Origin of the sequence: Microbacterium sp. (assembly GCF_046295495.1) — a bacterium.
In the GTDB taxonomy this organism is placed as follows: Bacteria; Actinomycetota; Actinomycetes; order Actinomycetales; family Microbacteriaceae; genus Microbacterium.
On sequence record NZ_JBKBNC010000004.1, the window covers coordinates 13,600 to 27,384 of the forward strand.

8 protein-coding genes are annotated in these 13,785 nt (G+C 69.6%); 7 read left to right on the top strand and 1 reads right to left on the bottom strand.

The genetic code is table 11. The features are described 5' to 3' along the window. The first annotated feature begins 31 nt into the window (after window positions 1-31). The 5 genes from ACK4LS_RS02685 to ACK4LS_RS02705 all read left to right on the top strand — a co-directional run bounded on the left by ACK4LS_RS02685 (window position 32) and on the right by ACK4LS_RS02705 (window position 7,880). Window positions 32-2,131, top strand: coding sequence for a beta-galactosidase (locus tag ACK4LS_RS02685; RefSeq protein ID WP_409712823.1), 2,100 nt, complete (start codon window positions 32-34; stop codon window positions 2,129-2,131). Then, a complete protein-coding gene (locus tag ACK4LS_RS02690; RefSeq protein WP_409712825.1) occupies window positions 2,131-3,078 on the top strand; it encodes a carbohydrate ABC transporter permease in 948 nt (315 codons plus the stop codon). Before ACK4LS_RS02685 ends, ACK4LS_RS02690 begins: the two co-directional genes overlap by 1 nt. An 86-nt stretch (window positions 3,079-3,164) precedes the next feature. Further along, window positions 3,165-3,974, top strand: coding sequence for a carbohydrate ABC transporter permease (locus tag ACK4LS_RS02695; protein ID WP_409713026.1), 810 nt, complete (start codon window positions 3,165-3,167; stop codon window positions 3,972-3,974). A gap of 92 nt (window positions 3,975-4,066) precedes the next feature. Next, window positions 4,067-5,410: an ABC transporter substrate-binding protein gene (locus tag ACK4LS_RS02700; protein ID WP_409712827.1), complete on the top strand. Its 1,344-nt coding sequence runs from the start codon at window positions 4,067-4,069 to the stop codon at window positions 5,408-5,410. Between the two features lie 76 nt (window positions 5,411-5,486). Continuing rightward, on the top strand, window positions 5,487-7,880 hold the full coding sequence (locus ACK4LS_RS02705) for an RICIN domain-containing protein (RefSeq protein WP_409712829.1): 2,394 nt from the start codon (window positions 5,487-5,489) through the stop codon (window positions 7,878-7,880). 66 nt (window positions 7,881-7,946) lie between these two features. On the opposite strand, the gene ACK4LS_RS02710 is transcribed toward ACK4LS_RS02705, so the two are convergent. Continuing rightward, a complete protein-coding gene (locus tag ACK4LS_RS02710) occupies window positions 7,947-10,109 on the bottom strand; it encodes an RICIN domain-containing protein (protein ID WP_409712831.1) in 2,163 nt (720 codons plus the stop codon). A gap of 227 nt (window positions 10,110-10,336) precedes the next feature. Here ACK4LS_RS02710 and ACK4LS_RS02715 point away from each other — a divergent pair, with 227 nt between their 5' ends. Next, on the top strand, window positions 10,337-11,413 hold the full coding sequence (locus ACK4LS_RS02715) for a LacI family DNA-binding transcriptional regulator (RefSeq protein ID WP_409712833.1): 1,077 nt from the start codon (window positions 10,337-10,339) through the stop codon (window positions 11,411-11,413). Between the two features lie 65 nt (window positions 11,414-11,478). Then, on the top strand, window positions 11,479-13,779 hold the full coding sequence (locus ACK4LS_RS02720) for a beta-glucosidase (RefSeq protein WP_409712835.1): 2,301 nt from the start codon (window positions 11,479-11,481) through the stop codon (window positions 13,777-13,779). The last annotated feature ends 6 nt before the right edge of the window (window positions 13,780-13,785 follow it).

Sequence of the window (13,785 nt, forward strand, 5' to 3'; positions counted from 1 at the left end):
CTGATCTCGGCGAGACGATGGAGTTCAACGGATGCCCGCAGTGATGCCCGCACCCCCGCGGCAGATCCTCTTCGGGGTCGCCTATTACCCCGAGTACCACCAGAGCGAGAGGGTCGCCACCGACCTCGACCTCATGGTCGACGCCCACATCACGGTGATCCGCGTCGGCGAGTCCGTGTGGTCGACGTGGGAGCCCCGTGAGGGCGTGTTCGACCTGGAGTGGCTGGAGCGGGTCCTCGACGCGGCGCACGAGCGCGGTATCAAGGTCATCCTCGGTACGCCCACCTACGCGGTGCCGCCGTGGCTGCAGACCGCGCACCCCGAGATCGCGGGCGAGCGCCGCACCGGCGAGAAGATCGCGTGGGGAGCCCGCCAGGAGGTCGACTACTCCCACCCCGCCTTCCGCTACTACGCCGAGCGGGTCATCCGGCGCATCGTCGGGCGCTACGCCACCCACCCGGCCGTCATCGGCTACCAGGTCGACAACGAGCCCGGCCTCGAGCTCCTGCACAATCACGGCGTCTTCACGAAGTTCGTCCGCTGGCTCAAGGAGCGGTACGGCGACGTCGAGACCCTCAACCGCGAGTGGGGCCTGACCTACTGGTCGCACCGCATCGCCGACTGGAGCGAGTTGTGGCGGCCGGACGGCAACACGTTCCCGCAGTACGACCTCGCGTGGCGCCGCTTCCAGGCCCTCATCACGACGGACTTCATCTCGTGGCAGGCCGACATCGTGCGCGAGTACGCGCGTGACGACCAGTTCGTCACCACGTGTCTGCAGTACCCCCGTCGGGGCGTCGACGACCGCACGGTCTTCGAGAACCTCGACATCACCTCCGGCAACCCCTACTACGGGATGCAGGACCGCCTCGCCCACGGCAAGGAGCTCACCCAGCTGAACTACTGGACCACGACCGGCGTCGCCGGGCTGTTCCGCCAGGCGGACCGCCTCTACTCGTCGAAGCAGGGGCGCTACCTGATCACCGAGACCAACGCGCAGGCCATCGACGCCGCCGAGAGCAATCACCCGCCCTATCCCGGACAGCTGCGCCAGGCGGCGCTGGCCTTCGTGTCCCGCGGCGCCGCGATGATCGAATACTGGCACTGGCACACCCTCCCGTACGGCGCCGAGACGTACTGGGGCGGCGTGCTCCCGCACAGCCTCGTCCCCGGCCGCGTGTACCGCGAGGTGGCGGAGATCGGCGCGCAGTTCGCCGCGCTCGGCGACGCGCTCGACGGGTTCGTGCCCGACGCGGATGCCGCCGTGCTCTGGTCCACCCCCAGTCGCTACGCGCTGCAGTTCATGCCGCCCTTCTCCATCGACGGCTCCGCCGACGACGAGTCGTACGAGCACATCGTCGACGCGTTCCACCGCGGCATCCTGGATGCCGGCGGTCAGTCGCGCATCCTCCACGTCGAGCAGGCGACCGAGCTCGGGGCGGCCGAGCTCGCCGCACGCTTCCCGGTCCTCGTGGCCGCCGGCGCGTACGTGCTCACCGACGCGCAGATCGACGTCCTGCGCGACTACGCGCGCCTCGGCGGGCACCTCGTGCTCGGCCCGCGCACCGCCTACGCCGACCACGAAGCGCGGGCGCGGGTCCAGGTCGCCCCGCCGGGACTCGCCGACGCCGCGGGCGTCAGCTACGAGGAGTTCTCGAACCTCGAGGCGGCCCTGCCCGTCTCGCTCGAGGGCGGCGAGGCCGCGGCCTCCGGCCGGCTCTGGGTCGACGGCCTGCGCCCCGGCACCGCCGAAGTGGTCGCGCGGTACCGGCACCCTCGTTTCGGCGACTTCGCGGCCGTCACCGAGTCGGTGTGGGGAAGCGGACGCATCACGGTGGTCGGCACGGTGCCCGACCCGGCGCTCGCCGCCGACCTCGCGCGTCGCCTGCTCGGGCCCGTCCAGACGCCGTTCGGGGCGGTTCCGGAGGCGGTCACGATCTCCTCGGGGGTCGCCGGTTCCGGCCGGACATACTGGTTCGTCTTCAACTGGAGTTGGGATGCGGCCGCGTGGCCGATCGCGGCCGATGTCGTCGACGCGGTGTCGGGCGAGCGGATTCCCGCGGACTCGGAACTCGAACTCACCGCATGGGATGTCCGCGTGTTCACACAGACTGAGAAAGAAGGCGCGTGATGGCTGTCGTCGACATCAATTCGCGTCGGCGCACGTCGCCGACCGGCGGCGAGGCGGTTTCCGCTGCGCCGCGCCGAGCCAAGCGGGACTGGAAGGGCTGGCAGTTCACGGGCCCGTTCGCGGTGGTCTTCGTGCTCGTGTTCATCGCCCCGCTCGGGTACGCGCTGTACCTGAGCCTGTTCCAGAACCGCCTGATCGGGGGGAACAGCTTCGTCGGGCTCGCCAACTACGCCGCGGCGCTGAGCGATCCGCAGTTCTGGGACGGATTCCTGCGGGTCGTGCTGTTCCTGCTGATCCAGGTGCCGATCATGCTGGTGCTGGCGATGGTCGCGGCCCTCGCGATCGACAGCGCCCGCCTCTACGCGGCCGGCTTCTTCCGCATCGTGGTGTTCCTGCCGTACGCGGTGCCCGCCGTCGTCGCGGTCCTCATCTGGGGCTTCATGTACGGCGACAACTTCGGTCTGACCGCGAACATCAACGATTTGCTCGGTGCGAACGTCCTCCAGCCCTTCTCGAGCTCGTGGATCCTCGCCTCGATCGGCAACATCGTCACGTGGGAGTTCGTGGGCTACAACATGCTCATCTTCTACTCGGCGCTGAAGACGATCCCCGCCGACCTGTACGAGGCCGCCGAGATCGACGGCGCGCGCGGCTGGCAGGTCATCCGCGCCATCAAGCTCCCGGCGGCGCGCGGGGCGATCGTGATCGCCACGATCTTCTCGATCATCGGAAGCTTCCAGCTGTTCAACGAGCCCAACGTGCTGAAGCCGTTGGCCGAGAACGTGATCTCGACCTACTTCACGCCCAACATGTACGCCTACAACCTGTCGTTCGCCGGCCAGCAGTACAACTACGCCGCGACCGTCGCGATCATCATGGGCGTCATCACCGCCGCGATCGCGTACGTCGTGCAGCTGCGCGGAACCCGTAAGGAGGACCGCGCATGACCACGGCACTGCGCACCGTCAACCCGAAAGCCCGTCGACGCACCTCGGTGCTGCAGCCGCGGAAGTCGGTCGCCCTGACGATCGTCATGATCTTGTTCCTCATCTACGCGCTCATCCCGCTCGCGTGGCTGGTCATCAACGCGAGCAAGACGCAGGCCGACCTGTTCAGCACGTTCGGTCTCGGGTTCGGCAACAGCTTCGCGCTGTGGGACAACATCGTCGGAACCTTCACCTACCGCGACGGGATCTTCGTCCGCTGGCTCGGCAACACGCTGCTCTACGTGGTGGTGGGCGCGGGCGGAGCGACGCTGCTGGCGACCCTCGCCGGGTACGGCCTCGCCAAGTACACCTTCCCCGGCAAGCGCGCGTACTTCGCCACGGTGCTGGGTGCCGTCGCCGTGCCGGGTACGGCGCTGGCGGTGCCGACGTTCCTGTTGTTCAGCCAGATGGGTCTGACGAACACGCCCTGGGCGATCATCATCCCGTCGCTGATCACGCCCTTCGGGCTGTACCTGATCTGGGTCTACGCGATCGACTCGGTGCCCACCGAGCTGCTCGAGGCCGCGCGGCTCGACGGGGCGGGCGAGATGCGGACGTTCTTCACCATCTCCATCCGGCTCCTCGCACCCGGCATCGTCACGGTGGCCCTGTTCGCGATCGTCGCGACCTGGAACAACTACTTCCTCCCGCTGATCATGCTGAGCGACCCCGCCTGGTACCCCCTCACCGTCGGGCTCAACCAGTGGAGCGCCCAGGCCTCGGGCGTCGCCGCACAGCCCATCTACAACCTGGTCATCACCGGGTCCCTCATCACGATCGTCCCCATCGTCGTGATCTTCCTGTTCTTGCAGCGCTTCTGGCAGTCCGGCCTCAGCGCTGGAAGCGTCAAGCAGTGACGAGAGCACTTCGCGACGACACCTCTACCCGACTCTCGCCCCAGGGTGATCCTCACCCCATTGCACGAAGAAGTGGAAGGAATAGCAACATCATGTTCAAGGCATCACGGCGAACCACCGGTCGCGTCCTGGCGACCCTCGTCACCGCGGGCATCGCCGCCGTCTCTCTGACGGCGTGCGGCGCCACCAACAACAACGCAGCACCCGGCTCGGCGTCGGACCTCGACGCCGCTCTCGAGGCCGGTGGCGAGCTCACCTACTGGACGTGGACCCCCTCGGGCGAGGCGCAGGCCGAGGCGTTCATGAAGGAGTACCCCAACGTCAAGGTCTCGGTGGTCAACGCCGGCACCGCCACCGACGAGTACACCAAGCTCCAGAACGCCATCTCCGCCGGCAGCGGCGCCCCGGACGTCGCCCAGATCGAGTACTACGCGCTGCAGCAGTTCTCGCTCTCGGACGGCCTGCTCGACCTGAGCGGCTACGGCTTCGGAGATCTGGAGGACGACTACACCGCGTCCACGTGGGGTGCGGTCAACCTCAACGGAGGCATCTACGGCCTCCCGCAGGACTCGGGCCCCATGGTCATGCTGTACAACAAGGCCGTGTTCGACCAGTTCGGTCTGACCGTCCCCACGACGTGGGACGAGTACATCGCCGAGGCCAAGAAGCTCACCGCGGCCGACCCGTCGAAGTTCATCACGAACGACGCCGGCGACCCCGGCTTCGCGCAGCCGCTCATCTGGCAGGCCATGGGTCAGCCGTACCGCACCGACGGCACCGACGTCACGATCAACCTGCAGGACGACGGCTCCACGCAGTGGGCCGACACCTGGAACCAGCTCCTCGAGCCGGGCCTGCTGTCGGACATCCCCACGTGGAGCGACGACTGGTACCGCGCCCTGGGTGACGGCACGATCTCGACGATCATCACCGGTGCCTGGATGCCGGGCATCCTCGAAGGCGCCGTGCCGGAGGGCGCGGGCAACTGGCGCGTGGCACCCCTGCCCAGCTACGACGGCTCGGCGGCGACCGCCGAGAACGGCGGCAGCGCCCAGTCCGTCATCAAGCAGTCGAAGAACCCCGCCCTGGCGGCCGCCTTCCTCCGCTGGCTGAACAACTCCGAGGAGAGCATCGACGTGTTCCTCGGGACCGGCGGTTTCCCCTCCACCACCGCTCAGCTGGAGGACCCGGAGTTCCTGAACGCCACACCCGAGTACTTCGGCGGGCAGGAGATCAACAAGGTCCTGGTGGACGCGTCCAAGAACGTCATCGAGGGATGGCAGTACCTGCCGTTCCAGGTGTACGCCAACAGCGTCTTCCCGGACACGGTCGGCCAGGCCTACTCCAACCGCACCGACCTGAACGCCGGCCTGAAGGCGTGGCAGGACAACCTCGTCAGCTACGGCAACGCCCAGGGCTTCGCCGTCAACAAGTAACGAACAGGTGATCCCGCCGGAGCGTGCTCCGGCGGGATCACCGCGTCTCCCCTCTCGACGAAGCGAAGTGAGAAGTATGAAGAACACATTCCGATCGCGCCGCGCCCTCGCCGGCGCCGGCGCCGTGCTCCTGGCATCCGTGCTCCTCGCCGGTGGCGCCACCGGCGCCCAGGCGTACAACCCCACGGGCGACGCGGTGGTGCAGCTCGGCGACGAACCGTGCCTCAAGGGCCGCGGCAACTGCATCGTGTACCCCAAGTCGACCCAGCTTCCCGGCGGCCGCCTCGTGATGGCCTTCGAGAAGTCGACGGTCGCGTCGTCGGGCAGCGCCGACGGGCAGACCATGCCGGTCTACAAGAGCGACGACCTGGGCACCACGTGGCAGCCGCTGTCGGAGGTCCCGGCCCCCGCTTATGCCTCTGATGACCCGAAGTTCGCTCCCTACATCAGCAACTGGACCAACCCCAACCTCTTCGTCCTGCCCCAGGACGTCGGTTCGCTCGAGGCGGGCACCCTGCTGCTGGCGAGCGTCGTCTCGGGCGATGACGAGTACTACAAGGAGCGCACGGCGGCCGACCCGTCCTGGGTGCCGTCCAACGACGGCGACCGCTCGGACGTCGCGATCGCGCTGTACGCCAGTACCGACGAGGGTTCGTCCTGGTCGGTCGTCGACATCATCGCCCGCGGCGGGTGGCAGGGCGGCAGTGCCGGCAACAAGGGCGGCGCGATCAGCCAGAAGAACACGACCGCACAGGTCGACCCCGTCTGGGAGCCGCACCTGGCGGTGCACGACGGTCTGTTGGTCGCCTACTACTCCGACGAGAACGACTACCTCGGGTTCGATCCGCAGACGGGCGTCGCCCGTATCGATCCCGACAACGCGACCGCGGAGGACTCGATCGGGCAGGTCCTGGTCCACCGCACGTGGACGGGCACGGGAGCCTGGAGCGATCCCGTCATCGACGTCCCCGGGTTGACGGTCGACCGCGGCGCCGGCAAGACGCAGATCGGCGGCGGACGCCCGGGCATGACGACGTTCGCCGAGACGACCGACGGCAAGTGGTTGATGACGTTCGAGTACTTCGGCGGCGGCTCCACGGGTCGCTACCAGGTGGCCGACGATCCGCTGAAGTTCTACACGGTCGGCACGCCGGGCGGGTCGGCCGTCGGGGAGCTCCCCGTGTCCGATGGATCCCGTCCGCTCTCGGGCGGGGGGAGCCCGGTGACGGTGGGACTGCCCGACGGCAGGATCATCTTCAACTCCGACAGCAGCGGCAACATCTGGGTCAACGAGTCGGGTCGGTCCGACGGTACCTGGGTCGAGCGGCAGACCCCGCTGGGCGCGGGTTACAGCCGCAACCTCCAGTACGTCGAGGGCACCGGACTCGTCCACATCCTGCAGGCGACCTGGGGCGGGCCGACGAGCGGCTCGGAGGTCCGCTCGGCCGACGTCGACCTGGGTCACTCCGACGGGCCGTACGCGACGCTGGTGAACAAGAAGACCGGTCAGGTGCTGGGCACCGGGGGGAATACGACGGATGCCAACATCGGCAACGCCGACCAGCCCGACATCCGCGTCGAGGACCCTCGCACCGACGCCTCGGTCGACACGCAGCTCTGGCACGTCCGTGAGGACACGGAGGGCACCGTCACCCTGCTGAACAAGTCGGGCGGTCGCGAAGCGGCCGTGTGGACCGGCAACGCCTCGGCCGGTCAGCGGCTGGGGTCGTGGGTCGACGATCAGGACGGCGGTCTGTACCGGATCGTGCAGCGTGACGGCGGTTACGTGTCGCTGCAGTCGGCGCAGAACTCCGCGCTGTTCGTGAGCGCCCCCGCCGCGAACGGGCCGGTGAGCCTGCAGCCGGCGGCGAGCGACGGCGCGGACCAGTGGGAGATCGTGGAAGCGGTCCCCGCACCCGACCCCGCCGTGACGGTTTCGGCCGCCACGGTCCAGGCGGGCGAGTCGGTGACCGTCTCCGGCGCGGACTTCACCGCGGGGGAGCGGGTCGCGCTCTCGCTCGACGGTGTCGACGAGGTGCTCGCGCGTGCGACGGTCGCTTCCGACGGCACGTTCTCGGCCGCGGTGACGATCCCCGCGTCGGCGACGACGGGTGACCGGGTGGTTCGCGCCGTCGCGAGCCCCTCGGGCGACGAGGCGCGGGTGGCTTTGCGCGTGCTGGCCGCGCCCACCCCGACGCCCACGCCGACCCCGACGCCGACCCCGACGCCGACCGGCACCCCGTCGGCGACGCCGGCACCGACGCCGACCGGCACCGCGTCGGCGACGCCGGCGCCTGCGGCGGCCGGGAACGGCTCCACCCCCACGGGCCAGGTGACGACCGGGCTCGCGGCGACCGGCGCTGACGTCCTGCCGGCGACCGTCGCCGGTGCGGCCGGACTCAGCGTCCTCGTCGGCGCGGTGCTCCTGTTCGCCCGCCGCCGTCCCGCGACCGCCCCGCCGACTCCCTGAGCACGGTGAGCCGCCCGCTGGGCCCGGGATGCCATGGCATCCCGGCCCCTTCGTCGTGTCAGCGTGTCAGCGCGTCCACTGTTGGTTGGTGTTCCCGGTCGGCGTCCACAGCTGCACCGGGGAGCCGTTCGCGGTCGCCCACGCCGTGACATCGAGCACCAAGCCGCTCGCTCGGTTCGCGATCGAGCCGTCGAGTCGCACGTTCCACTTCTGGCTGCTCTTCCCGTTGCACGCCCACAGGATCACCCGCGTTCCGTTGGCGATTCCGTCGCCGTCGGCCGCGAGGCACTTGCCGGCGACGCGCAATTCGCCGGCGGCCGTCGGCGTGATGGTCTGGTTGGCGTTGCCCGAGCAGTCCCAGACCTGCACCTGAACCCCGGTCGCACCGCCCGGCACATCGAGGCAGCGACCCGAATGGATGCCGCGCAGCGTCGAGCTCGTGGGGGCGCTGCTGGTGACGATGCGCCATTCCTGCGCGTCATCGCCGGAGCCGCTCGACCCGGCGGCGAGAGCCGATTCCACCGTGACGGCGCCGCCGGCCTGAGCGCCGGTGACGTACAGCGAAGTGTTCACCGTGGAGCGGATCCGCTGGTAGCCGTCAGAGGTGGGCTCGAGGGTCCACACCTTGTCGGCGCCACCGTCGTCGACCCACTGCGCGAGCTGGCGCCCGGCGACGCCCTGACCCGTCCAGATGGCCGCAGCCCGGCCACCCGCCTTGTTCAGGAACGTCACGTTCGTGCCCTTGGCTGTCACGTGCCACTGCTGCGTGTCAGCGGTCGACGCGGGCTGCGACACGAGATCGGGCACATTGCCCGTCAGGTTGGCATCCTGGGTCTTCCCGTCGGCCGGCGCCAGCACCTGACCGGTCTTGCGGTTGACGAGCGTGGCGTACGCGCCGGCCGATCGACCCAGGTCCACGTCGGCGAAGGCGATCGGTCCCGTGCTGCCTCCGGCCCACGCCGCCTGCAGGATCAGCACGCGGCCCGAGCCGTCGACGGGTTGGATGGTGCGGCTGTAGCCGCCCGCGATGGGCGTCTGGTACTCCTTCCAGGCACCGTTGGACCGGCCGCTCTCGTTCACCCACACGCTGCCGCTCCCGGAGGCGTTGTACGCGATGCGTCCGTCGGGCAGCGGGCTGAGCACGGGGCTGCCGCCGGTGGCCAGGGTGCGGCCGCCGTTCGGCACGGGGAGGTCGGTGATGGGCCTCGCCGTCGCCGAGCGGAAGGTCAACGGGCTGTCCGAGATGCGGTACTGCACGTCGGCACCGCCGCCGAACCACTCGTGTGTCAGCATCCACTTGCCGTCCGTGGTCGGTGTGACCGTGGTCATCCCGGGGCGGCCGCCGCCGATCTGGGTCTTGCCGTTGCCTCGGTCGACCGTCAGACCGGGGACGTCGATCACCGGGGCGCTCCATCCGGCGCCCGTGCCGTCCCACGTGCGGTGCACGAGCACCTGCCCGTGGGAGTCCGACGCCGTCGCGTTCGCGGGATCGATCGTGGGCACGCCGGTGGTGGCGTCGTACCCGAGATAGTCGTTCTCATCGCTGTAGAACGCGACGAGTCGGCCCTGGTAGGCGAGGAGGTGCGGTTCCCACAGCGGGTCGACCTGTTTCGTGCTGTTCGCCGCGGAGGTGCGCCCGATGGCGCCCGCGCTTCCGCCCTGCCAGCCGCCAGTGGCGATGATGTTCACGAAGCTCCACGTCGAGCCGCGATCGGTGCTCGCGTACAGGGCCAGGGCCAGGTCGCGGCGGTCACCGTCCCCGCTGGGCGCCCAGTTCGGATCGGCCGCCTTCTGCTCGTTGTAGTACGCGTCGTCTCCGGAGACGATCGAGGCGACGAGCAGCGTGCCCTCGGCGAGTGCGCCCACGGCCTGGGGCAGCACGTAGGGCTGGGCGTTGGTCCAATTGCTGGTGTACTTCGCCACGGCGGGATCGGTCGACATCTGCGACGGGGGCTTGATGTCGGCGCGCTTCTGCCAGGTGGCGCCCTGGTCGTCGCTCGAGTAGACCGGCAGAGTCTGGCCCACGACGGCGCTCTGACTGTTCTCGAACGTCGTCACGAGACGCCCGTCGGGCAGCTGGGCGGCCTTCGGGTAGAGCACGCAGGGGCGCTTGTTGCAGGAGGCGGCGTTGTCGGCGACGTAGACGGCCCCGGGGCTCGGCTGGTAGGCCTGCGCCGGTGCGCCCGTCATCACCAGACCCAGGGTTGCGAGGGCCACGGTGGAGATCATCGCCATCCGTCGTGCCACGTGGGGGAATCGTGTCGTTCTGATCGGCTGCGGCATTGCAGCTCCTTTCGGTTCTCGCCCCGATGACACCAGAGAACCCGAGGGTGTGGATCGGATCCGACAGTGTTTCGCTCCGTGCGCACGTGGCGAAACCTTTTCGCAAAGCTCGACGGAAACTTTCCCGCTGCATACGCTCGTGCCTACCGACGCAGTCCGGAAAGGATCGAAAAGTGGTCGTGACCTATGGTCGCGGAGCGATGACGCTGCGCGAAGATCTGCCCGGTCGTCGAACCACCCTCGCCGCTATCGCGGAGCGAGCCCACGTCTCGATCGGAACGGTGTCGAAGGTCGTGAACGAACGCGCGGGAGTGGGGGACGAGACGCGGGCCCGCGTGCGCGAGGTCATCTCCGAGCTCGGCTACGTCACCCACGCGGAGCGCCAGCTCTCGGCGTCGCAGCTCGCGGAGCCGACCTTCGAGCTGCTGGTCGATCCTTTCGACGAACGCAATCCCTACATGTTCTCCTTCCTCGGGGGCGCGACCGAGGCTTCGGGCGAGATGGGCGCCGCCCTCGTCACGCGTCGCCTCGATTCCATCGAGCGGATGCGGCCCAACGATTGGGCGCGCTCGCTCGCGGCGCACCACCGCGCGGGAGTCATCGAGGTCACCACGCGCTATTCCGCGGGGCGTGAGAGGGCACTGCGAGCGGTCGGGCTCCCGATGGTGCTGGTGGATCCGATCGATTTCCCGCGCACGACCACGATGAGCATCGGCGCGACGAACTGGGCCGGTGCGTACGAGGCGACCACCCACCTTCTCGAGCTCGGCCACACGCGAGTGGCGTACATCGGCGGTCCCGTCGACGCGGCCTGCGACATCGCGCGGGCGTCGGGGTGGGCGGCGGCCATGGGCTCCGCGGGTCATCGCGTCGACATCGAGGCCGTCAGGCGCGACTCCTACTCGTTCGAGCACGGCTTCGCGGTCGCCACCGATCTGCTGCAATCTCTCGCGAGGCCCACGGCCGTCTTCGCCGGTGCCGACATCACCGCCATGGGCGTTCTCGAAGCGGCCCGTCGCCTGGGGATCTCCGTTCCCGGTGAGCTGTCCGTCGTCGGATTCGACGACACGGTGCTCGCGCGGTCGTCGAGCCCGAATCTGACGACCGTGCACCAGCCCATCGCCGACATCGGTCGCACCGCCGTGAGTGCGCTGCTGCGCCTCGCCCGGGGCGAGTCCTTCGCCACCAAACGCGTCGAACTCGCCACCCACCTCATCGTCCGCGACTCCACCGCGCCGCCGTCTCGCTGACGCCGCCGCTTCCCCGTTCTCTTCTTCCTCGCCACACGTCCCTTCAGCGCGCCCGAAAGTCGACTATGTCCACGTCTGTTCATCCTTCCCCCACCCCCTCCGACGCCGCCGACCGCGCCCGCGATCTGCTCGGTCGTATGACCCTCGCCGAGAAGGTCGCGCAACTGGGAAGCAGCTGGCCCGGGTCGGAGTCCGCCGAGGGCGACGTCGCACCCATGCAGGAGACGCACCTGCGGGCCGAGCCCTTCGCCGACGCGGTCGTCGACGGACTCGGGCACCTGACGCGTGTCTACGGCACCACCCCCGTCGCGCCCGTCGACGGTCGTCGTCGACTCGACGACCTGCAGGAGGCCGTCGTCGCCGGCAATCGATGGGGGATTCCCGCGATCGCGCACGAGGAGTGCCTGACCGGGGTCACTGCCTGGGGCGCCACGGTGTACCCGACGCCGCTGGCCTGGGCGGCATCGTTCGATCCCGAGACCGTGCGACGGATGGGGGAGCGGATCGGTGGCGACCTTCGCGACCTGGGCGTGCACCAGGGTCTCGCGCCCGTGCTCGATGTCGTGCGCGACTACCGCTGGGGGCGCGTCGAGGAGACGATGGGTGAAGACCCGCACGTGGTCGCCGAGATCGGGACCGCGTACGTCGCCGGCATCGAGGCCTCCGGTACCGTCGCCACCCCGAAGCACTTCGCCGGATACGCCGCCTCCCGGGGAGCGCGCAACCACGCACCCGTCTCGATCGGCCCCCGCGAGTTCGCCGACGTCATCCTGCCCCCGTTCGAGCGGGCGTTGCAGACGGCTCGTTCTGTGATGAACTCCTACACCGACATCGATGGTGTCCCCGCCGCGGCCGACGTCCGCCTGTTCACCGAGCTCCTGCGCGTGCAGTGGGGCTTCGAGGGCACCGTGGTCTCGGACTACTGGGCCATCCCGTTCCTGCATTCGATGCACCGCGTCGCCGCCGACGAGACGAGCGCCGGACTGTTGGCCCTGCGAGCGGGGATCGATGTCGAGTTGCCGCACCGCATGTCCTACCTCGGACTCGTCGAGGCCGTGGAGTCGGGCGTGCTGGAGGAATCGCTCATCGATCGCGCCGCCGAGCGCGTGATCCGCCAGAAGATCGAGCTGAACCTGCTCGACTCCACCGACGACGCCCCGCGGACCGCGGCCGAGCTGGATTCGGATGCCAATCGGGAGGTCGCACGGACGCTCGCGGAGCGTTCCATCGTGCTGCTGCGCAACGAGGGTGTCCTCCCCCTCGCCGCCACGGTCGACCGGATCGCGGTCATCGGGCCCGCCGCCGACGATGCCGCCTGCCTCTTCGGGTGCTACTCCTTCCCGAACCACGTGCTGGTGCACCACCCCGACACCCCGCTCGGTGTCGACGCGCCGACCTATCTCGACGCCCTGCGCGCGCACTTCGGCGGCGCGGTCGTCGACGCCGTCGAAGGCACCAGCATCCGTGGCGGGGATACCGACGGCATCCCCGCCGCGGCCGAGGTCGCTTCACGCGCCGATCTGGCGATCGTCATCGTCGGGGACCGCTCGGGGATGTTCGGCCTGGGCACATCGGGCGAGGGGTGCGACGTCTCGACCCTCGAGTTGCCGGGTGCTCAGCAGCAGCTGATCGATGCCGTGCTCGATACGGGGACCCCCGTCGTGCTCGTGATCAACTCGGGTCGGCCGTACGCGCTCGGTGGTGCCGTCGACCGGGCGACCGCGATCGTCCAGGTGTTCCTCCCCGGGCAAGAGGGCGCGAACGCGCTCGTCGACGTCCTCACCGGGCGCGTGAACCCGTCGGGACGCCTTCCGGTGCAGATCCCGACGCTCCAGGCGCCCCAGCCGGGTACCTATCTCGCGCCTCCGCTGGCGCTGCGCAGCGACGGGGTCAGCAACCTCGACCCCTCTCCGGCGTTCCCCTTCGGGCACGGCCTGACCTACACGACCTTCACTCGCGCGATCGTGGACGCCGACACCGTCGTGGCCACCAGCGACGGGGAGATCTCGCTCGCGGTCGAGGTCGTCAACACCGGCTCCCGCGCGGGGGCGGATGTCGTCCAGGTGTACGCGAGCTACCCCGCGCCCTCGGTCGTGCAACCCGTGCGTCGACTCGTCGGATTCCACCGGGTCGACGTCGGCGCGGGAGAGCGCGCCGTGGTGGAGTTCCGCATCCCGACCGAGACGTTGGCTTTCACGGGGCTCGACCTGCAGCGCGCCGTCGAGGCGGGGACCGTGCGTCTGAGCGTCGCCGCGTCCGCCGCCGACGAGGGGCTCACGACCGAGGTCGAGGTGCACGGCGATCGGTTCGTCGTCACCCCGCCGCGTCGCCGCTTCACGACGTCCGCTGTGCGGGCAGCCTCCTGACAGTGC